The sequence below is a fragment of the Streptomyces sp. NPDC000151 genome (assembly GCF_040301705.1).
Taxonomy (GTDB): Bacteria; Actinomycetota; Actinomycetes; order Streptomycetales; family Streptomycetaceae; genus Streptomyces.
In genome coordinates, this window is record NZ_JBEPFC010000001.1 from 112,606 (window position 1) to 132,653 (window position 20,048).

Sequence of the window (20,048 nt, forward strand, 5' to 3'; positions counted from 1 at the left end):
GACGTTCTCCTCACCCGGCAGTGCGCAGGCCGGACGCCCGCTCATGGCCTGCGCCTTCCGCTGGCTTGTGCGCGCCCCCATGGCGAGTGCAAAGGGGGTAGCGCCGAGGTAAGCCCAAAAGCCGCCAGTACTTGGTCTTGGCGCCCTGTTCGGTAGTGGCCGTCACCCATTCGGCCGAAGGTCGTTGGTGCTGATACTGACTGATCCCTGGGCCTGGGGCCGACTTGTGACCTCGATCGAGCGGACCGCGTACCCGCGGTTCAAGCGGCTGATCACCTATGGGCCGGTTCCCGGAGCAGGACGAGTATCCGGAGATGGTGGTCGACTTCGTCCGCCGTACGGTCGAGCTACCGGAGGGCACACTCCCGCTGTACGAGACGTGCCGTACCGCTGAGCGGCAGCGTACGGAGGCGCGCCAGCGGGTGGGGACGAAGTATCAGCAGGCCCAGGCCCGGCAGATTGCTGAGGCGGCGATCCGCAAGGAGGCCGCTGCGAAGAACCGCCCCGCCGTCCTGATCAATATCGCGCTGGAGAAGGTGGTGGCGGCCGGGCTGGAACTGCCGGCGTTCTCCACCTTCGACACGATGACCTCCACGATCCGCACCGAGGTGAACACCTGGATCTGCTGCGGCATCCACGACCGGATGAGCCTGACCGAGCAGGCGGCGATGCTGCGGTTGTTGGAAGAGCGCGACAGCGACGGCACCACGCAGTTCAACCGGCTGAAGCAGACCGCCCAGGGCCCGAGCTGGTCACACTTCAAGCGCCTGTTCACGCGCCTGGAGTGGCTGGACGAGCTCGGCGACACCTCGGCGTGGGTGGACGGCGTCGCGGCGCCGAAGGTGACCGACTTCGCCGGGGAAGCGGACGCGGCGGACGCCTCCGAACTGCGGGGCTACGCGGCCGTCAAGCGGATCCCGCTGCTGGCCTGCCTCGCTCACAAGGCGCGGATGCGGGTACGGGACGACCTGGCGACGATGTTCTGAAAGCGGGTCGCCATGAAGATCAAGAAGACCAAGGAGGAGTTGGAGGAGAGCCGGCTCGCCGAGCGGGGGATCGTCGAGGCCCTGATCGGGAACTACTGCACCGTGCTCAAGAACCTCGACGACGGCGGCCCCGCCCAGGAGGCGTTGGCGAAGGCCGCGGCGATGACCGCCGAGGCCGTGAAGGCCCTGGAAGGGCTGGACGAGGCGGCGCCGGTGGAGGAGGTCGCCCGGCGCCTGGGCGGGGGGCTCCCCGGTCGTGCTCGCCCTGGCAAAGGCTCAGCTGATGCAGGCCGGCGGCCTGGGGGCGGTTACCGAGGCGGTGGAGGGCTTCGGCGGGTTCGCGGGGCAGTACGAGCAGATCGAGAAGGTCTCCGGGCATCACGGCAACCTCTGGCAGGTGTTGCTGTACGGGCAGCTCGGCCGGGACCGGTCGGTGATGTTCGACCTGGCGGAGAAGCTTTCGACCTGGCGGAGAAGCTGGAGTTCACCACCACGTCCGAGGACAGGCGGGTGCTGGACGCGCTCGCGCACGCCATACGGCACGAGAGCGCCCGCGGCGAGTACGTCACCGCGCTCGGCGAGAACGGCAAGACCGTCGACATCTCCTTCGCCACGCAGAACTGGCGCAAGGCCGTGCTCGACAAGACGCGGCCGGGCCGGTTCGTCCGCAAGCACTTCGAGGCGATGGTCTTCACCCACCTCGCCGAGGAACTGCGCACCGGGGACGTCGCGGTAGTCGGCTCGGAGGAGTACGCCGACTGGTCCGAGCAGCTGCTCGCGTGGGAGGACATCCAGGAGAAGCCGGCCGACTACCTGGTGGAGGTCGGGCTGTGCGAGGAGGGCGAGGCCGGTGCCTTCGACGCGGCGTCTTTCCGCCAGCAGCTGGAGGACAAGCTGCGCGGCGCCGCCGCGGCGGCGGATGCCGGGTATCCGGACAACGAGGGCCTGGTCATCGACCCGGAGACCGGTATCCCGTCACTCTGGGTGGAGTGGTGGCGCCGCTTCGGTCCGCCCTCGGGCAACGCCCCGAAGCTGAAGGACCCGTTCGGCCGGTACGTGCTGACCACGTTCGTCAAGGGCACCAACATGGGCCCGTACGAAGCGGCGAAGCACATTCCCGGAGTGTCCGGGCATTAGCTGTTGTACGTGGCCAACCGGCACTTCTCCATCGCGCTGCTGAACGGTGCCGTCGCCGACCTGGTCAACGCGTACGCCCGCCTCGACATCTCCCAGGCGTGGGGCGACGGCACCGCCGTGGCGGCGGACGGCACCCACATGGACACCTACCTCAACAACCTGCTCGCCGAGACCTCGGTGCGGTACGGCAAGGCGGGCGGGATCGCCTACCACCACATCTCGGACACCTATATCGCGCTGTTCACGCACTTCAACCCGTGCGGGTTTTGCATCAGCGTCGCGAGGATGCTTCTCACCGGGTCGAGCTGCTCGATGGCGATGGTGAGCCGATCGAGGTGGTCTCGGGATTCTTGCGGTTCCTGGCCGCTCGCAACTGCTCTCCGAACACGCTCGTGTCGTACGCGTACGACCTCCGCCACCTGTGGCGATTCCTCGGCCAGCGGGGTCTGACCTGGGACGTGTTTGCCCCGCCGCATGCGATCCCGCTGCTGGAGTACCTGCGCTCGGTGCCGTTCCGGCGGCCCCGGAACCGCATGGTGCTTACCGTGGCGACGATCGGCGCGGACGGACCGGCCACGAAGCTCGCGGCGACCACGGTGAACCGGATCCTGGCGGCGGTTTCCTCGTTCTACGAGTTCGCCATCCTGGCCGGGCTGCTGGACCGCGCGAACCCGATCGAGAAGCGCCCGGACCCGGCCTCGCAGCGGGTGTCCGAACGGCACCGTCCGTTCATGGGGCGGGCCAGCCGTCAGCGGCCCGTTCGCCGCGCGGTGCGGGTCAAGACCGTCCAGGCCCTGCCCCGTCCGCTGGACGATGCCCAGGTCAAGGCCCTGCTCACCGAGTTGCGGTCGGTGCGCGACCGGGCCCTGATGCTTCAAGGCGGGATGCGGCCCGGCGAGGCCCTTGGGCTGCACCTGGAGGGCATCACCTACGGTCGGCGCCGCGTCGTGGTCCGCCACCGCGACGACCACCCCAAGGGCGCGCGGTCGAAGTCGCGTTACGAGCGGGTGGTCGACCTGCACGAGCCCGGGGCTCTGGTCGCTGTCAGTGCCTACGTCATGGGTGATCGACCCACCGACACGGACACGCCGCTGGTCTTCCTCATCGGTAACCCCGCACGCGCTGCGGCACACCCACGCCACACGGATGTGGGAGGGCGGGATGTGGGAGCTGACGGTGCAGAAGCGACTCGGTCGCGCGTCTCCGGAGTCGACTCGTCTTTACACCCGTGTCTCCGATCCGGCTGTGGTCGACGAGTACAACCACGCTCTAGGCAGGAAGAACGTGTCGGCAGAGGGGGCGAAGTGAGGCTGAAGGGGGTGTCCACGGCGGCCATCCTGGCCAGTTCCTTGGCGCTGACGGCGCCGATGCCGGAGGAGGCGCCGGTGATGACGACGACCTTGTCCTGAAGGTGGTTCATGGGGGAGATCTCCCTGTGCGGTGCTTGGCGCGTTGTCCCTGGTAAGGGCGGTACGGCCGGTGGTGCGGAAACGCGGAAGGGAGGTCAGCGCTTGCGGCGCTTGACGACGTAGGCGTACTGGTCCGGCCAGGTCGGCTCGGCATCGAGTGCGAGGGCGGCGTGCTGTGCCCAGTACGGGTTGCGCAGCAGTTCACGGCCGAGGAAGACGGCGTCGGCCTGGCCGGAGGCGATGACGTCCTCAGCCTGCTGCGGCTCGGTGATGATGCCGACGGCGGCGGTGGGGATGCCGGCCTGGTTGCGGGCCTGGGCGGCGAAGGGGACCTGGTAGTTCGGCCCGGCGACGATCTTGGCGTCGCGGACCATGCCGCCGGTGGACACGTCGAGCAGGTCGACGCCGCGGGCGGTCAGTTCCTTGGCGAGGCGGACGGTGTCCTCGCCGGTCCAGCCCTCGCGGGGGTCCTCGGGGTTCTCGGTGAGCCAGTCGGTCGCGGAGGTGCGGAAGAAGACCGGCAGCTCGGCGGGCCACACGGCGCGCACCGCGTCGACGACCTCCAGGGCGAAGCGGATCCGGTTCTCGAAGCTGCCGCCGTAGGCGTCGGTGCGGTGGTTGGAGGCCGGGGAGAGGAACGAGTTGATCAGGTAGCCGTGGGCGCCGTGCACCTCGGCGACCTGGAAGCCGGCGGCCAGGGCACGCTTGGCGGAGTCGGCGAAATCGGCTACGAGCTGCTGGATCTCGGCGACGGTCAGCTCGTGCGGGACGGACAGGCCGTCGTACGCGATGGCGCTGGGCGCCACCGTCTGCCAGCCGCCCTCGCTCTGGGGCACGTACCGGTCGGACAGCCAGGGCTTGTCCACTGACGCCTTGCGGCCGGCGTGGGCGAGCTGGATGGCCGGGACGGCGCCGTGCGCCTTGATGGCCGCAGTGATGCGGGCGAACGCTTCCTGCTGACGGTCGTTCCACAGGCCCAGGTCCCAAGGGCTGATCCGCCCGTCGGGGCGGACCCCGGTGGCCTCGGCCATGACCAGGCCCGCGCCACCGGCGGCGCGTGAGGCCAGGTGGGTGAGGTGGAAGTCGGTCGGCGCGCCGGTCTCCGGCCCGTCAGGGGCGGCGGAGTACATGCACATCGGCGACATCCACACCCGGTTGGGTATCTGGAGGGAGCGCAGCTTGAGGGGGGCGAACAGAGTACTCACGGTGTTTCTCTTTCGGGTGGGGCATCGCCGGCCGGGACAACGCCGTCGATGGGGAGATGAGGGGAGACGCGGAGCGGGCGGTTCAGTGGGCGGCGTGGGCTGCCACGGCGTCCGCGATGGGGGTGCTGCCGCCGATGACCTCGACGGTCCGGCCGGTCAGCCGCGGTTCGACGAGCAGCGCCAGCAGGACGGCTGCGACATCGGCCCGGGAGATAGGGCCCGGGCCGGTCCGCTCGGCGAGCGTGACCCGGCCGGTGCCGGGGTGTCGTTGAGCAGGCCGGGGCGGACGATCGTCGCCCGGAGCGCGGTCCGGGACCGGATGGCGTTCTCGGCCGCGAGTTTGGCCTGCAGATAGGTGCGGAAGACCGGGTCGAGGCTTTCGTCGTCGACGGCCCGCAGATCGGCGCCCATGGCGGAGAGCAGCAGATAGCGTCCGACACCGGCACTCTCGGCGGCGTCCGCCAGCAGGATCGCCGTGCCGCGGTCCACGCTGTCCTTACGGCCCACCGAACTCCCGGGGCCCGCTCCGGCGGCGAACACCACTGCGTCGGCACCCGTCAGATGCCGGGCGACCTCGTCGCTGGTGGCCTTCTCCAGATCCACGAGCCGGGCCTGGGCCCCGGCCTTCTCCAGCGCCTCGGCTTGGGCCGGGTTGCGGATGAGGCCGGTGACCGTATCGCCGCGTTCGGACAGGAGCTGCTCCAGGAGGAGGGCGATCTTGCCGTGCCCTCCGGCGATGACGACCTTCATGATCAGGCCGGCAGGCGGGTGTCGAGGACGAAGCTGACCTCGATGAGCTGGCCCGGGAAGAACAGCGAGGCGACGCCGATGGTGGAGCTGGTGGGGCGGTGGTCGCCGAAGTAGGCCAGGTTCGCCGCGGCCATCGCCATGTTGTACTTCGGCAGGTCCACGATGAACTGGGTTTCGGAGACGACCTGGTTACGGGTGGCGCCGTAGTGGGCGAGCACCTTTTCGAAGTTGGCGTAGGACTGCTTCAGCTGGGCGTCGAAGTCGTCCGGGTAGAGGAAGTTGCCCTCCTCGTCGTGGGAGAGCTGCCCGGAGACGTGGATGGTGTCGCCGACCTTGATGGCCTGGGCGAAACCGAACTCCTTCTCGCCGGAGACGCCGTGGCTGTAGGAATCGATGGCGGTCATGGTGCTTCTCCATGCTGGTAGTGCAGTTACTGCGGACAGGAGTGGGAGGTCAGGCGGCCGCGAGGCGGGTGACGGCGTCCGAGACGGGCGTGTCGCCGGAGGTGAGCTCGACGATCACGCGGCTGAGGGCCGGTGCGTGCAGGGCGGCGTCGAGGAACGCGGCGACGTCGTCGCGGTGCACGTCGCCGTACTCGACGGCGGGACCGGCGGTGACCCGGCCGGTGCCGGGGGTGTCCAGGAGGGTCCCGGGGCGGACGATCAGCCAGTCCAGGTCGGTGCGTGTCAGATAGACGTCGGCGGTCTTCTTGACCTTGACGTAGTGCTCGAAGCCCTCACTGCGCGTCCCGTCACGCAGTGCATCGGGGAACACCGAGACGAGGACGAACCGTGATACCCCGGCCAGCGCGGCCGCATCGGCGGCCTTCTCCAGGCCACGGCCGTCGATCAGGGTCGTCTTGTCCTGACCGGTGCCGTGTGCGCCGGCCGAGAAGACCACGGCGTCATGGCCGCGCATCTTGCCGGCCAGGTCCTCGACCGAGTCGGCGATGAGATCACCGATCACCGGAGTCCCGCCGGCCGCCTGTACGGTCTCGCCCTGAGCGGACCTGCGGTGCATGCCGGTCACGACGTCACCGCGTTGGGTCAGGAGTGGAGTGAGGCGGCGGCCGACTCCTCCGGCGGCGCCGATCTGGAACACCTTCATGAGCTCGTCCCGTCTTTCGCGTGTGGGGTGGGTGGTGCCGGCCGCCGGTCAGGCGGCGAACACCTGGGAGTCGTCGGCGAACGCCTTGAACTCCAGTGCGTTGCCGGCCGGGTCGAGGAGGAACATCGTCCACTGCTCGCCCTTCTGACCCGCGAAACGCACGTACGGCTCGATGACGAACTCGGTGCCCGCCGCCCGCAGCCGCTCGGCAAGCTCCTGGAAGGCATCGACCGTCAGGACCAGACCGAAGTGCGGCACGGGCACGTCGTGGCCGTCGACCGGGTTGTGTATGCGCTGCGCGCGCTCCGGCGTGAGGTGCGTGACGAACTGGTGGCCGTGCAGATTCCAGTCCACCCACGTGTCCGCGCTGCGGCCCTGCTCCAGGCCCAGGATGTCGCCGTAGAAGCGACGCGCGGCGGCCAGGTCGTCGACCGGCACGGCCAGGTGAAAGCGGGGGATCGGGGGGACGAGAACGGTCATGGCACTGCCTTCCTGCCGGGGAGCGGAGCGGCCCGTGAGCGATCCTGCTCGACTTGTCCTAATGTTGACATCACGACAACGTCTGAATGTTAACATTAGGTCATTGGTGGAGGAGGTGTAATTCGGGCATGGGTGATCAGGGCAAGGTAGCCCCGGCCCGCCGCCGGGGTCTGGCCGACGAGGTCGCGGACCGCATCCGCGAGGCCATCTTCAACGGGGCCTACGCCCCGGGCGAGCAGCTGCGCGAGGTAGAGCTGTCCAGCGAGATGGATGTCAGCCGCGGCCCGGTGCGCGAGGCGCTGCGGCTGCTGGAGCGCGAGGGCCTGGTGCACTGTGCCTGGCACCGGGGCACGACGGTGACGACGCTGTCCGCCGAGGACGTGGCCGAGCTCGACAGCCTGCGTGGCGCACTGGAGGACCTCGCCGTCCGCCAGGTGATCGCCCACGCCTCGGACGAGGACCTGACGTCCATCGCGAAGACGGCAGACATGATGGATCGAGCCGGCGATGCGCACGAAATGGTGCGCCTGGACATCGCCTTCCACGACGCGGTGTTCGCCGCCGCAGGACACCAGCGCCTCGCCGACGCCTGGGACGGCATACGGTGCCAGGTCCACCTGTTCCTGCTGACCCGGATCAGCCGTAGCACCGCCGGCTACCTCGACTGCATCCCGCGCGAGCACCACGGGCTCGTCACCGCACTGCGCGCCCGGGACACCAACACCGCCCTCGACCTCTTCGCAGCACACCGTCGCCACGCCGTTGACGTGCTCGCCGGAACCACCGCCTGAGTGTCGGCAAGCGTTCGAATAACGACAGGCGCGACGGGCGTCCAATGAACCCGGACTTTCCCGGGCCCGACGGCGGCGCCGATCCAAGCAGATCCGATGGTGGCTGATGACAGGGTTTGCTGACAGTTGGAGTCGAATGCGACCCCCGACACGGGGAGTGGCATGGCCAATCCGGTCTACAAGCGGATGTCGACCGACCAGCAGTCGACCGACCCGTCAGATGGAGCGGGGTGGGCTGACCGCTGCCGCATCCAGGCGAAGGCCCGATGTCTTTCGACAGGCCGAATCAGGCGAGGTCGACGGAGAGTCGCTGGAGGGTGGTGGCGTGACCGAGCGGGCTGCCGCTTTCGACCCAGTGGCTCAGTGGAGTCGTGGCAAACAGGCCCGAGCGCGCCAGGAGTCCAGCGCCGATGACGCCTTCGGCATGGTCGAGCGATGCGGCGCGGACAGTCAAGCCGGCAGTGACGAGGCGATTGCATCGCGTGTGTACCGCCGAGGAGACGACGTCGACGAACCGGGTTCCGGTTCGAAGTACACCACCGCCAAGGACGAGCACTCCGGGATTGCAGAAGTTGACCAGATTGGCGATGACCTCCGCGACGAGGCGGGACCTCTTGTCGATCATTTCCAGGGCCAGGCTGTCCGCAACCACTGCGGCGGCACCGACGTCTCCGAGGGTGAGGGTTCCGGTCCGGCCCAGCACCTTGGTGAGGTAGGGACTTTCCTCCACCCGGCGGACGGACTCTTCGAGCATGGACCAGCCGCTCGCGACGGCCTCCAGGCAGCCGGTTCGGCCGCACCGGCAGACCGCCGATGGATCGTCGACGACGTGGGTGTGGCCGATGTCGCCGGCGGCACCGCGGTCCCCACGGAGGAGGCGTCCCCGGGTGACCAGGCCCGCCCCGATGCCTGTGCCGACCTTGATGAAGAGCATGTCTCGTTCGTCGCGCGGCGTTCCGGACGTCCATTCGCCCAGCGCCATGAGGTTCACGTCGTTGTCCACCCAGACGGGCGCGTCGTAGTGCTCGCGGAGCCAGGCCCTGACGCTGAAGCCGTCCCAGCCGGGCATGATGGGGGGAGCGACAAGGTGGCCGGAGGCGAACTCCACCGGCCCGGGCACCCCGACCCCGATCGCCCAAGGCCTGCCCAGCCCGGTCTTTCGGGCAAGGGCGGCGAACGCCGACTGGACCTGCCGCATGGTGGGTTCGGGGCCGGTCTCGACCGCCCAGTCCTCGTGATGGGAGGCGACAATCGTGCCCGAGAGGTCCATGACAGCGGCGGTGAACTCGGACGCACCGACCAGGGCGCTGTAGATGTGTCCTGCCCCGGATCCGAAGCGCAGCGTGCGGGCCTGCCGACCCCCGGACGAGGGCGCCAGCTCACCGACTTCGAGGAGCCCGAGCGAGAGTGCCTGCTCGACGCGTTGGGTGACTACTTTGCGGCTGAGGCCGGTCGCGGTGACCAGCTCCGGCCGGGTCGCGACGCGGCCGGAGCGCACGAGGTCGATGATCGTGGCAAGTGAGGTCGCTTCCTGCGTGGGCGGCTCGGACACCAGGGGAATCCCGATTGCCTGCTCCGGGAGCGGAGCGGTGCTGATCGGGACCGGGCGGCCCATGTCTTTCCCCGTTCGTCGTTCCAACGTTTACTTCTCACCGGGATGTTACGACAGGGCCGTATCGGCCCGAGCGCCGTCGCCGACTCGGCGGCCACGGTGACGACGGTCCAGAGCATTCCCGGTCCGACCGAGTACTCCGCATGGCCGGGGTAGTTGTCCGCGGACCGTGAACGTCTACCTGTTTCTGTCGCCGACCGGTGTGCTGTCCGGCCCTGCGGCCGAAGGCCCGTCGAGTACTGTCATTGGTGGGCGAAAGCCGCGTCGAAGGAGGCCGTGGGCAACTGCCACAACAAGGACCGGACGTGCTGGACGGCCTCGGCGGCTCCGCGCATCCGGTCCATTCCGGCATCTTCCCACTCCACGGAGACGGGGCCGGTGTAGCCGATCGAGGCGAGGGCGCGGAAGGCGTCCTCCCAGGGGACGTCGCCGTGCCCGGCGGAGACGAAGTCCCAGCCCCGCCGCGGGTCGCCCCATGGCAGGTGGGATCCGAGGACTCCGGACCGGCCGGTGGCGGGTCGGACACGGGTGTCTTTGCAGTCGACGTGGTAGATGCGGTCGGCGAAGTCGTTGATGAACCCGACGGTGTCGATGCCCTGCCACAGCATGTGCGAAGGATCCCAATTGAATCCGAAAGTCGGACGATGGCCGATGGCTTCCAGGGCGCGGACGCTGGTCCAGTGGTCGTAGGCGATTTCTGCGGGGTGCACTTCGTGGGCGAAGCGGACCCCTTCGTCGTCGAAGACGTCGAGGATCGGGTTCCAGCGACGGGCGAAATCGGCGTAGCCGTCGTCGATCACCGACGGGGGGACGGGCGGGAACATGGCGACGTAGGGCCAGATCTTCGAGCCGGTGAAGCCGACGACGACGTCCGCACCGAGTCTGCGGGCCACCCGGGCTGCGCGCTTCATATCCTGCGCGGCACGCTGCCGTACGCCTTCCGGCTCTCCGTTGCCCCAGGTGCTCGGCCGCAGGATCGCTTTGTGACGGAAGTCGATGGGGTCGTCGCAGACGGCCTGGCCGGTGAGGTGGTGCGAGATCGCCCAGCAGCGCAGGCCGTGCTTGTCCAGGATGTCGAGCCTGCTCTGCAGGTAAGAGGGGTCGGCCTCGGCGCGTTCCAGGTCGAGGTGGTCGCCGGACGCGGCGATTTCCAGACCGTCGTAGCCCCACTCGCTTGCCATCCGGGCGACCGTCTCGAAGGGGAGGTCTGCCCACTGCCCGGTGAACAGGGTGACGGGCTGGCGGGAGACTGGTTGCTGTGAGGTCGTCATGTCATCTGCTCCTGGTGGTCGGTCGGAACTTCGATCCAGGTTCCGGAGGCGGCCGAGGCCAGGACTGCCTCGGTGATCCGGGCGGCGCGCAGGCCGTCGGCGAAGCGGGGAAGCCGGTCGACGGACTCTCCACGGAGCGCGGCGTAGGTGTCGGCGATGAAGTCGGTGAAGCACTCGTAGTAGCCCTGGGGGTGGCCCGCGGGCAGCGCTCCCCGTGGAGCAGGCGGGTATCCGGGGCGTCCTGGATCGCGGGCCACCGTCCGGTTCGCTTCCCGGCCGCCGATCCAGAGAGTCTCCGGGGTTTCCTGCCGGAATCCGTAGCTGGCGTCCGGCCCGTCGAAGGAGAAGGACAGGGCGTTCTTGCGGCCAGCGCTCGCCTGGCTGATCACGACACTGCCCAGAGCGCCGGTGTCAGTGGTGAAGGTGACGGTCGCACCGTCCTCGGTGGTGACCGGAACGAGAGCGCCGTCGGGACCGGGCCGGGCCGATGCGGAACGGCCGAACTGGGCGTTCACGCGGACGATGCGCTGGCCGGTGACGAATTCCGCCAGGTCGCACCAGTGGACGCCGATGTCGGCGAACGCGCGGCTGGGTCCGCCGACGTGCGCCTCGACCCGCCAGTTCGTGGCGCCCGGGTCTGCCAGCCAGTCCTGCAGATAGCTGCCGTGCAGCAGCCAGGGTGGTGTCGCGCCCGGGGCCTGGATCCGTGCCCGCGCTTCCTGGACGGAGGCGTAGTAGCGGTAGACGAACGGCACGGTGGCGATCAGTCCGCTTTGGGCGGCCAGGGTTGTCAGGGCGGCCGCGGTGGCCGCGTCCGTGGCGAGTGGCTTCTCGCACACCACGGAGCATCCCGCCTTCAACGCCGCCCGGACGAAGTCGGCGTGAAGGGCGTTGGGCGTGCAGACGTGCACGACATCCACTCCCGACTCGAACGCGGCGTCCAGGGAGCCGAGACCCGACGCTGCCCCGAACGCTTCGGCACCTGCTCGCCCCTTCTGCGGGCTGGAGCCGACGACGGCGACCAGGTCACCGCCGGCGGCGATGATCGAACGCGAGTGAACTGCTCCCATGAAGCCGGTTCCGACGACGGCAGCGCGCACTGTGCGCATGAGACCTCGCTTCTCGTGTGGCTGTTCGGGGCGGGCGGACGTCAGCGCCTGCGAGCGTCGTTCTCCAGGGACCTCAGCAGGGCATGCTGGCGGCGGACCTGTTCGAGCGAGCGGTAGGGGACGCGATCGCCCTCGTACTCACTGGAGAGGTAGCCGGTGTAGCCGTGCTCGACGAGTGTCGTGATGATCTCCTGCCACGGGATGTGCGGGTCGCTGAGTTCGTCGGTGATGTCGAAGAACTTCGCCTGGATGAAGGCGACATACGGCAGTACCGCCACCAGATCGGCCATCGGTACGGCCAGCGGTCGGCGCCAACCGGCCTCCTGGGCCTCCTCGTCGAGCCCCGCGTGGTGCGCGTCGGTCGCGGCGCGCTGGAAGATGCCGGTGTCGATCAGCAGCCGGAAATGGTCGGTCCCTGTGCGTTCGATGAACGCGAGGTAGTCGTCGACGACCTCGTGCCTGATCGGGGTCGGCGCATGAATTTCGGGGCAGATGACGACGCCGAGTTCGGCAGCACGGTCCAGGACGCGTTCGATGACCTTTTCCCAGATGGGATGCGGCTTGAGCTCCATCGAGACCACGCCGATCTTGGGGCGCAGGGTGGTGAAGCCGAGGGTCGAGGCCAGGTCCAGGTCCCGGCGCAGGATGGTGACCCCCTCGTCGACGGTCAGGTCGCGGTCCTGCCACATCCGCGAGTCGATCCAGGAGCCGTAGTTGGTGGCGGTCAGCTGGTGGCGTTCCAGGCCGGCGTGCCAGTCGTCGATCCATTGTGTGCTCGGCGTGGGATAGCCGCTGATGTTCCCCTCGCCGAGGATCTCGATGCCACTCGCGCCGAGGTCGGCGATCTCGGCCATGGCGTCGTCGAGGGTGAGCAGGGTGTACATGTCTCCGGTGTAGCTGTACAGGGAGACGCCGTACTTCAGGGTGTCGTGCCCGCTTGTCACAGGAGGGTGACCTTTCGCTCGGCGTGGAAGACCGAAGGCTGGAACTCGGCCGGGATGTACGGGGCCTGGAGGGCGATGTCGACCTCCAGCAGGTGCACACCCGCGGGCAGGCCGCCGGGGTGCGGGACGGTGATCGTGGCCGGCTCGTCGAGCTGCCAGCGCACATCGGTCGAGGTGCGCAGTTCGGCGCAGGTGAAGTCACGGCCCTGCAAGGTCCACCGGGGTGTCTCCCGGTCCCAGACGAGATCGCCGACCCGAACCTCGACGCCCTCGATGAGGCTGCCCCACAGGCCGCGATAGTTGGGCATACGGAGTCGGAACTGGAACCCGATGGTCTCTCCGTCGGCGACGACGTTGCGCACGCCGCGGTTTTGGATGATGTCCCGGTCCAACATGGGGTCCTCCGGTGGAAGGGGAAGGGATGAGAGGAGTCAGCGTTCGGCATCGGCGATGCTGCGTGCGCCGCCGATGGCAAGGGCGACCGCGGTCAGCGTGGGATTGCAGGCCGTGGCGGTGGGGATGACACCGTTGCCTGCCACGAACAGGCCACGCACCCCCCACACCTGGCTGGTCGGATCGCAGACCGAGGTGCCGTCATCGGTGGCGCCCATCCTGACGGTGCCCTGGTAGTGCAGCGAGGCGCCCGCCGGGAAGATCAGGGGCGGGGTGTCGTCGAGCGGCTCGCCGAGGGCGGCCGCAGCACGCAGGATCTCCGTTCGGGCGTCCGCGATGGCGGCGTGGTCCGCCTCGGTGAGCCGGTAGTGGATTTCCATCGCGGGCATGCCGTACCCGTCCGGCTCGTCGTCCCGGAAGGCGACCCGGTCTTCCGCCCGGAGGTCCTTGGCGCAGAACCAGCCGAGCCCGACCACCGATCCGGGCACCAGGTTCTCGTCGGCCAGGGGAACCGGTGAGGCATCGAGCTGCATGACCTGGCCGTGGAAGGGGTGGCTGTCGGTGAAGGGCACCCAGGTGACGCCACTGCTGGCCGTGACGCCCCCGCCATCGTCCTGTGTCGTGGGGCGGTCGGGCAGATCGCGCATCCGTACGGCGTACACGATCTGGGGCTGGTCGTTGAGGTAGCGGCCCAGAGCGGCGGGGCGTACTTCGGATGCGTGCAGCAGCTGCGGAGTACGCAGACTGTCGCCGGCCACCACGACGTAGCGCGCCGCAATGTCGTGGTCAGTGCCCGTGCGCTGGTCACGGACCCGCACCCCGCGTACGGCCGTCCCCTCCTCGGCGAGCAGGACACGGGTCACCAGCGCTTCGGCGAACAGCGAGAAGCGGGGATTGGCCCGGGTGGCGTCGCCGAATACCACGTCCGCACCGCACCACAGGAGCCGTCCGTCGGGCGTGCGCTGCACGGCAATCGGCATTGGCTGTACTTGCCGGTCGCCGGCGCGGTCGTGGTCGAGGGCGACCGAGAGCCGTTTGCGGACCGTGTTGGCGAACGGGGCATCCGCCAGCACCTTGCCCGTGACGCCGAGCAGCCGCTCGGCCTCGTCCAGCAGGGCGGACAGCTCTGGCAGGAAAGGAATGATCTCGCTGTCTCCCGGGCGGGGGCACGCCCCCGTCCAGTGCGCCCCCATTCCGCCCACGTTGCTGGACATCGCGGCGGCCGGCAATCCGTCCTCGCCGTCCTGCTGCCACCCCTCCTCCAGCAGGAAGGTGCCCGGACGCTGCAGCCTTCGCTGGTCGCTGGCGTAGCCATCCATCGTGTCGGTCGACTGGGCCTCGACGAACGGGTGTGGGCCCTCGGAGGCGCGCTGCGCCGCCGCCCGCCGCTCGGCGTCCTCGATGTTCTTCACATGGGCGCCCGGCGGATCGCTGATCAGCGGTCCCACCTCGAAGGCGGCAACTGTCAGCTGGGGGGCTAGTTCGCTGAGCACCCGGGCGTAGGCGGCCCCCGCCGGACCGCTGCCGACGATCGCCACATCGACCTCGTCAGGAAACCTGGCTCCCCCCTCGGAGGCGGTGCTCTCGGCGGTATTGGCGGAACGGGGCATCCGGGGCCTCCTCGGGCGCCGCATGACGTGCGGGCACCTGTTCTCAGAAACGGTTACGTCGACGCAGCAGACACACTTCCGCGCCGCGTGCTCGACCGATGCTCAACTTAGGTGCCTGTGGCACCAAAGACAACCCGTTGGGTTCTCGAACAGGAAAAGAAGGCGCTACAGAGGTCTTGTTCAGAGCATTGACTTAGGTTCCGTCAGGTCACAAGATGCGCCAGAAGCCGTCCAGGCAATGACGCTGACGTGAGGACTCGACGATGAGCACCAGGCAGCCCGGCGCGCCGGGCAAGGGCCCGCTAGGACCGAAGTCGGCCGCTGAAGGCGGCACCGCCGTTGTACCGCTCGACCCAGCGGATGACCCGCGGGCCGTACGCCGGAGTGAACGAGCGGCTTTCGTGCTGGGCGACGTGGCGTCCAACCTGACATGGACCACGATCTCCAGCTACTTGCTCTTCTTCTACACCGACGTCGCCGGGATCGTGGCCGGGGCTGCGGGCACTCTGATGCTGATCGCGCGCCTGCTCGACGCCCTCTTCGACCCGACGGTCGGACTGGTCCTGGACCGCACCGCCTCGCGGTGGGGGCGCGCCAGGCCCTACCTGTTTGTCGGGGCGCCGCTGCTCAGCGTCCTGACCCTGCTGACGTTCCTCACTCCAGGGGGCGGCGGCACGGCCGCGCTGATCTACGCCTACGCGACGTTCGTCCTCGTCGGCCTGGCGTACTCGCTGGTCAATGTCCCCTACGGCGCGCTCATGGCCATGACGACCCGCGATTCCGGAACGCGGATGCAGTTGGCCGGCATGCGTTCGTTCGGAGTCGGCATCGGCCTGATCGTGGTCTCCACGGCGACCCAGCCGCTGATCAACCTGTTCGGCGGCTCGTCGACGTCCCGGTCGGGATTCGCCTGGACGGCCGGCCTGTACGCGGTGATCGGCATGGTCCTGTTCTGGGCCGTCTTCTCCCTCGTCAAAGAGCGTGTGCCCGCCGCGCCCGTGGTCGAGGACCGGGCAGGTATCACGGACTCGATCAAGGCCCTGGCCGGGAACACGCCGTGGCTCACCGTGTTCATCTTCTCCATCCTGTCCTTCGCCCGGCTCGGCGTCATCACCGGCGGCGCCGTGTACTTCGCCTTGCATGTGCTGGACAAGCCCGCAGCCGTCTCGATCATTCTGCTGGCCTTCTCCTTGTCCGCAGTGCTCGGTTCCCTGGTCACCGCGCGGGTTCTTCGAGCGCTCGGGCACCGCCGAGGGATCTTGCTGGGCCTCGTCACCTGCATCGCCCTCTCCGTCCCCCTGTTCTTCCTGCGCGATGACCTCGTTGCCTTCACCGTGGTCTTTTTCGTGGCCAACCTCGTCGGCGGGCTGGGATTCGTCGCAGTCCCCGCGCTCGTGGCGGACACGACTGAGTGGCATGAATGGCGCAGCGGTCGCCGCGACGAGGGCCTGTTGTTCGCCGGCTACAGCATGAGCACCAAGATCGGTGCCGCACTGGGTTCGGCCTGTCTTGCCTGGGGCTTGGCGGGTATCGACTACCGGCCCGACGCGGTCACCCCACAGGTGAGCGAGGGCATCGGCCTGCTCTTCATCGGCCTGCCCGCTCTGATCGCAGCCCTGCAGGCCGCAGTGATCGCGACGTACCGCCTGGAGGCGAAACTGCCCGGCATCAAGGCCGACCTCCACCTCCGCAAGAAGCGGTAGTACTGACAGCCCACCCCGTTGGACCGCCGTGCGGCCACCGGCTGGTATGCGCCCGGCGACCGGCATGAGAAGCTCACCGGCCGCAGCCGACAGGCCGGCCCCACCACCGGTCACAGCTTCGACACCGGGCGAGCAGCAACCACCTGTGAGGCCTCCCTCGCCTCCGGCTCCGGTTCGGCGGCTGCCACTCGAAACTCTTGGCCCTGGCAACGAGCGACCTCGCCGGCGTACGACCGCCTGCACAGGCGACCTTGACTTCAGATGACGTGCGAGACGGGCGGTCCCTGGCAGTGCCTCGCCCCCCGTCCCACCTCGACCTCTCCAGGAGAAGCCGCTGTGAGTACACCTCTGTCTCGACGCCGAATGCTCCGCTGGGCAGCCGGAAGCGCAGTGATGAACCTCAGCGCACAGCTGCTGCCAGGAACTACGGCCCACGCCGCGGCGCCGCGTAAAACGTTGCCCGTCACCAAGGGCCTTCGCCGAGACCTGGCCGCATCACCCGCGGCGGTCCGCCCCAAGTTCCGCTGGTGGTGGGCTCCGCCCTACGGGAAGGAAGGCTTCGAAGAGGAGGTGGCGGCCTTTGCCGACGCGGGCTTCGGAACCGTGGAGATCGCCTTCAACGAGGAAGGATGGGCCACACCGAGCCAGCGGCAGACGCTGCGGACGGTACTGCAGCACGCTGAGCGTGCCGGAATCAAGGTCGACTTGACGCTGGGGGCGGCCTGGCCCGTGACAACCCCCAACACCTCGAAGAACCGGCTGTCCCAGCAGGAGCTGATCTACGGCCGCCACGACCTCGAAGGCGAAGGCCGGTTCCATGGCCCTGTCCCAAGGCCCCTGGACGACGCGGGCACCACCCGCAACGCGAAGCTGATCGCCGTCACCGCCGCCCGGGTGCTGAGCCCAGGACCGGCCGTCACCGAGGTCGGCACTCCGCCGGCATCCACCACGGTGCTCGATCCCGACAGCCTTGTCGACCTGACCGCTCTGGTACGAGACGGCGTCCTCGACTGGACCGCGCCGACCGGCCCACACGTGCTGTTCGCCTTCTGGCAACGCAACTCCGCCCAGGACATCAGTGACGTGCTCAATGCCGAGAGCGTCGCCGCTGTCACCGACTACATCGAGCGCGAACAGATCGGCAGGGAGAACCTCGCAGCGCTCCGGTCGGTCGGGAACCACTTCTTCGAGGACTCCCTCGAATGTGAGACGACCCTGTTCTGGACCTGGAAACTGCTCGAGGAGTTCCAGGCTCGCCGCGGTTACGACCTCGTACCGTACCTGCCGTTGGTGTTCGTCCAGGGCAGGGACGGCTACTGGGTGCCGGACCCTCTACCGCGACCCGACTTCGACCTGCCACAGGAAGCGGGCGAGCGCGTCCGTCGCGACTTCTACCGGACGCTGACGGACCTCTACGTCCACCAGCACCTCCTGCCCCTGCAGCGATGGGCTTCGACACTGGGCATGCGCTTTCGCAGCCAGGTCGCTTTCGGCAACACCTTCGACGCCATCAGAAGCGCACGGGAATTGGCGCGCTCGGGCGGTGTAGTCGATGACGAGACCCTGAACGCCGGTGACTTCTGGCCACTGAACAACGAGAACCTCGCCTTCACCCTGGACCACTACCGCTCGCTCGCCGGCGGCTCGCACCAGGGCGGCGGCAACCAGGTATCTCTGGAGACCGGCGCCGAGATGCTGCGTGCGAACAAGGAATGGCTGAGCGACTACAAGAATTTCGTGGACAAGGCATGGGCCTGCGGCATCACCCGCCCGGTCATCCACGGCTACGGGCACCAGAGCCCCGACTCACCGTGGCCAGGGTGGGACAGGTTCGGCGGTCTGACCTCGGAGAGCTGGAACCACCGCACGTTTCCGCAATGGGACATGTGGAAGCCCCTGGCGAACTACTGGGCCCGCGGAGCTCTCCTGCTGGAACTGGGCCGGGCCCGTGTCGACCTCGCCGTCTACCGCGACGGCTTCCTCACCACCGCAGCCCGCGCAGGCTGGCAGCAGTTCGTACTGGGCGACGCCTCCGAGGAAGACCTTGCCAAGGCCGAGCGGCCAACCGCGTTCTTCGACTCCGTCGCAATCGAGAACGCCGGCTACTCCCTCGAGTTCATCGACCCTCTGGGAATCACCGATGCCGCAGCGCAGGGCAACGGGATGCTCTACCCGCAGGGCCCTCGCTACCGCGCACTGATTGTCGACGAGCGTGCATTGCCAGGCAACGTCGCACAAGCTCTTCTTCGCCATGTCCGTCGCGGTCTCGCCGTGGTGTTCGTCGGCTCCCTGCCGCAACGCGGAACCGGGAACACCGACGCCGGGACCGAGGACCACGTGGTCCGGGAGTCCGTCCGGCAGATCATGCGGTCGGGACGCGCCCTCCGGGCGGCCGAACCGTCCGATGTCCTTGCCGCCCTGAACTCTCTCAAGATACGCCCGGCCGCCGCCTGGGACCGTCAGGTGCCGGTGTACTCCCAACGGCGCGATCTCGGCGACACCGAGCTGTTCTACCTGTGGAACGCCGGGCAGAACAGCGAGTCCTTCACCGCATCCTTCGCGGTCGACGCGGGCGCTCCACAGGTGATCGATCTGTGGACCGGCAAGACAACCGATTGTGCTCAGTACAGCCAGGACCAGGGCCGTACCCGGATGACGCTGACCCTGGAACCGGGCGAGACACTCATGCTCATGTTCGGTGGGGCGTCATACCTGCACGCGGTGGACGGTTCAGCCCACCTCTTCGCAACAGAGCATGGCCAGCTCGAGGCACGAGAGACCTCCCCGGGAGCGCGGCACGTCCGTCTCAGCGACGGCAGCGCCAGATCGTTCACGGTCCCTGCACTTCCCGATGCGCGCAGCCCCGAATCCTGGCACCTGCGGGTCGAGGAAGCCGCCCCTCACGGCACCGTCGTCCACGGGGTCCGCCTGGACACTCTCAAGGACTGGCGCGAGATCGAGGCTCTCGCGTCGGTGTCCGGCCGGGGAAGATATACCGCGGCGGTGCACATACCGGGAACCTGGCTTGAGGCGTCCCGCGGCGTTCGTCTCGAACTCGGTGAGGTCCACGGTTCGATCCAGGTCCAAGTGAACGGCTCCCTGGTGACCCCTGGCATCCTGCCGACATCAATGGATGTGACGGAACTGCTGCGGCCGGGAACCAACCACCTGACCGTGGACCTGACGACCACCCTGCGAAACGAACTAGTAAGAGTCGCCCGCCAGAGCAGCGCGGAAAACCTTGCGCTCTACGCGAAGTACCCCAGTACACAGCCCTACGGGCTGCTCGGCCCGGTCAGGCTGCTGCCCTACGCCAGAGTGAAGGTCGCACCATCTACGACGTCCCGCATGCGCTCGCGGTGAGCACCGCAGAAGCGTTCGCTGAACCGCGGTAGGCCAGACAGCACCAGCTGCAGAGCCGGTAGCCGCACTAGCCCGCCGCCCGCGGAAGCTCTCCACGGGCGGCGGGCTCAGTGGTGCACAACCGACAGCGGCCGGGGCATGTTGCGATCAGCGGCCGCGCCTGATCCAGTCGCCGAGG

17 protein-coding genes and 1 pseudogene are annotated in these 20,048 nt (G+C 68.6%); 7 read left to right on the top strand and 11 right to left on the bottom strand.

Annotated elements, in window-relative coordinates; genetic code table 11:
- Positions 1-278: 278 nt before the first annotated feature.
- From ABT381_RS00530 to ABT381_RS35855, 4 genes are read left to right on the top strand one after another with little or no spacing between them, the layout of a single operon-like run.
- A complete protein-coding gene (locus ABT381_RS00530; protein WP_351586005.1) occupies positions 279-986 on the top strand; it encodes a DUF4158 domain-containing protein in 708 nt (235 codons plus the stop codon).
- A 12-nt stretch (positions 987-998) separates the two neighbouring features.
- Positions 999-2,123 (top strand): hypothetical protein, encoded by a 1,125-nt coding sequence (locus tag ABT381_RS00535; protein WP_351586007.1) that lies wholly within the window; start codon positions 999-1,001, stop codon positions 2,121-2,123.
- A gap of 9 nt (positions 2,124-2,132) precedes the next feature.
- Entirely contained in the window at positions 2,133-2,573 is a 441-nt protein-coding gene (locus tag ABT381_RS00540; RefSeq protein WP_351586009.1) for a Tn3 family transposase, read from the top strand.
- Complete coding sequence (locus ABT381_RS35855; protein ID WP_467754514.1) at positions 2,516-3,532, top strand: site-specific integrase; 1,017 nt, start codon at positions 2,516-2,518, stop codon at positions 3,530-3,532. Before ABT381_RS00540 ends, ABT381_RS35855 begins: the two co-directional genes overlap by 58 nt.
- 95 nt (positions 3,533-3,627) lie before the next feature.
- On the opposite strand, the gene ABT381_RS00555 is transcribed toward ABT381_RS35855, so the two are convergent.
- The 5 genes and pseudogenes from ABT381_RS00555 to ABT381_RS00575 all read right to left on the bottom strand — a co-directional run bounded on the left by ABT381_RS00555 (position 3,628) and on the right by ABT381_RS00575 (position 7,074).
- Positions 3,628-4,737 (bottom strand): NADH:flavin oxidoreductase/NADH oxidase, encoded by a 1,110-nt coding sequence (locus ABT381_RS00555; RefSeq protein ID WP_351586011.1) that lies wholly within the window; start codon positions 4,735-4,737, stop codon positions 3,628-3,630.
- Positions 4,738-4,819: 82 nt separating this feature from the next.
- Positions 4,820-5,487: pseudogene (locus ABT381_RS00560) on the bottom strand (SDR family oxidoreductase).
- Between the two features lie 2 nt (positions 5,488-5,489).
- Complete coding sequence (locus tag ABT381_RS00565) at positions 5,490-5,891, bottom strand: RidA family protein (RefSeq protein ID WP_351586014.1); 402 nt, start codon at positions 5,889-5,891, stop codon at positions 5,490-5,492.
- 49 nt (positions 5,892-5,940) lie between these two features.
- Complete coding sequence (locus tag ABT381_RS00570) at positions 5,941-6,594, bottom strand: NAD(P)H-binding protein (RefSeq protein ID WP_351586016.1); 654 nt, start codon at positions 6,592-6,594, stop codon at positions 5,941-5,943.
- Positions 6,595-6,642: 48 nt separating this feature from the next.
- Positions 6,643-7,074, bottom strand: a complete 432-nt coding sequence (locus tag ABT381_RS00575; RefSeq protein WP_351586018.1) for a VOC family protein — start codon at positions 7,072-7,074, stop codon at positions 6,643-6,645.
- 128 nt (positions 7,075-7,202) lie between these two features.
- Here ABT381_RS00575 and ABT381_RS00580 point away from each other — a divergent pair, with 128 nt between their 5' ends.
- Positions 7,203-7,865, top strand: a complete 663-nt coding sequence (locus ABT381_RS00580; RefSeq protein WP_351586020.1) for a GntR family transcriptional regulator — start codon at positions 7,203-7,205, stop codon at positions 7,863-7,865.
- 286 nt (positions 7,866-8,151) lie between these two features.
- On the opposite strand, the gene ABT381_RS00585 is transcribed toward ABT381_RS00580, so the two are convergent.
- The 6 genes from ABT381_RS00585 to ABT381_RS00610 form a co-directional block, all read right to left on the bottom strand.
- Positions 8,152-9,417, bottom strand: a complete 1,266-nt coding sequence (locus ABT381_RS00585; RefSeq protein ID WP_351586022.1) for an ROK family protein — start codon at positions 9,415-9,417, stop codon at positions 8,152-8,154.
- A 302-nt stretch (positions 9,418-9,719) separates the two neighbouring features.
- The gene (locus ABT381_RS00590) at positions 9,720-10,748 is read right to left on the bottom strand and encodes a sugar phosphate isomerase/epimerase family protein (RefSeq protein ID WP_351586024.1); all 1,029 of its coding nucleotides are present in this window, start codon (positions 10,746-10,748) and stop codon (positions 9,720-9,722) included.
- Positions 10,745-11,857: a Gfo/Idh/MocA family protein gene (locus ABT381_RS00595; RefSeq protein WP_351586026.1), complete on the bottom strand. Its 1,113-nt coding sequence runs from the start codon at positions 11,855-11,857 to the stop codon at positions 10,745-10,747. The genes ABT381_RS00590 and ABT381_RS00595 overlap by 4 nt, the downstream gene beginning before the upstream one ends.
- A gap of 41 nt (positions 11,858-11,898) precedes the next feature.
- Entirely contained in the window at positions 11,899-12,801 is a 903-nt protein-coding gene (locus ABT381_RS00600) for a sugar phosphate isomerase/epimerase family protein (protein WP_351586028.1), read from the bottom strand.
- Positions 12,798-13,196 carry a C-glycoside deglycosidase beta subunit domain-containing protein gene (locus tag ABT381_RS00605; RefSeq protein WP_351586030.1) on the bottom strand — a complete coding sequence of 133 codons (399 nt, stop codon included), beginning with the start codon at positions 13,194-13,196 and terminating at the stop codon, positions 12,798-12,800. Before ABT381_RS00605 ends, ABT381_RS00600 begins: the two co-directional genes overlap by 4 nt.
- Positions 13,197-13,232: 36 nt before the next feature.
- Entirely contained in the window at positions 13,233-14,804 is a 1,572-nt protein-coding gene (locus ABT381_RS00610) for a GMC oxidoreductase (protein ID WP_351586032.1), read from the bottom strand.
- 263 nt (positions 14,805-15,067) lie between these two features.
- Between ABT381_RS00610 and ABT381_RS00615 the strand changes: the two genes are divergently transcribed.
- Together ABT381_RS00615 and ABT381_RS00620 are read left to right on the top strand one after the other, a co-directional pair.
- Positions 15,068-16,507, top strand: a complete 1,440-nt coding sequence (locus ABT381_RS00615) for an MFS transporter (RefSeq protein ID WP_351586034.1) — start codon at positions 15,068-15,070, stop codon at positions 16,505-16,507.
- A gap of 393 nt (positions 16,508-16,900) precedes the next feature.
- On the top strand, positions 16,901-19,870 hold the full coding sequence (locus ABT381_RS00620; protein ID WP_351586036.1) for a glycosyl hydrolase: 2,970 nt from the start codon (positions 16,901-16,903) through the stop codon (positions 19,868-19,870).
- The last annotated feature ends 178 nt before the right edge of the window (positions 19,871-20,048 follow it).

Coding starts and splice junctions, on each gene's coding strand:
- ABT381_RS00565 (WP_351586014.1), bottom strand. CDS start 5,891: ATGACCGCCATCGATTCCTACAGCCACGGCGTCTCCGGCGAGAAGGAG.
- ABT381_RS00620 (WP_351586036.1), top strand. CDS start 16,901: ATGAACCTCAGCGCACAGCTGCTGCCAGGAACTACGGCCCACGCCGCG.
- ABT381_RS00575 (WP_351586018.1), bottom strand. CDS start 7,074: ATGACCGTTCTCGTCCCCCCGATCCCCCGCTTTCACCTGGCCGTGCCG.
- ABT381_RS00570 (WP_351586016.1), bottom strand. CDS start 6,594: ATGAAGGTGTTCCAGATCGGCGCCGCCGGAGGAGTCGGCCGCCGCCTC.
- ABT381_RS00535 (WP_351586007.1), top strand. CDS start 999: ATGAAGATCAAGAAGACCAAGGAGGAGTTGGAGGAGAGCCGGCTCGCC.
- ABT381_RS00580 (WP_351586020.1), top strand. CDS start 7,203: ATGGGTGATCAGGGCAAGGTAGCCCCGGCCCGCCGCCGGGGTCTGGCC.
- ABT381_RS00605 (WP_351586030.1), bottom strand. CDS start 13,196: ATGTTGGACCGGGACATCATCCAAAACCGCGGCGTGCGCAACGTCGTC.
- ABT381_RS00610 (WP_351586032.1), bottom strand. CDS start 14,804: ATGCCCCGTTCCGCCAATACCGCCGAGAGCACCGCCTCCGAGGGGGGA.
- ABT381_RS00595 (WP_351586026.1), bottom strand. CDS start 11,857: ATGCGCACAGTGCGCGCTGCCGTCGTCGGAACCGGCTTCATGGGAGCA.
- ABT381_RS00615 (WP_351586034.1), top strand. CDS start 15,068: ATGAGCACCAGGCAGCCCGGCGCGCCGGGCAAGGGCCCGCTAGGACCG.
- ABT381_RS00530 (WP_351586005.1), top strand. CDS start 279: ATGGGCCGGTTCCCGGAGCAGGACGAGTATCCGGAGATGGTGGTCGAC.
- ABT381_RS00590 (WP_351586024.1), bottom strand. CDS start 10,748: ATGACGACCTCACAGCAACCAGTCTCCCGCCAGCCCGTCACCCTGTTC.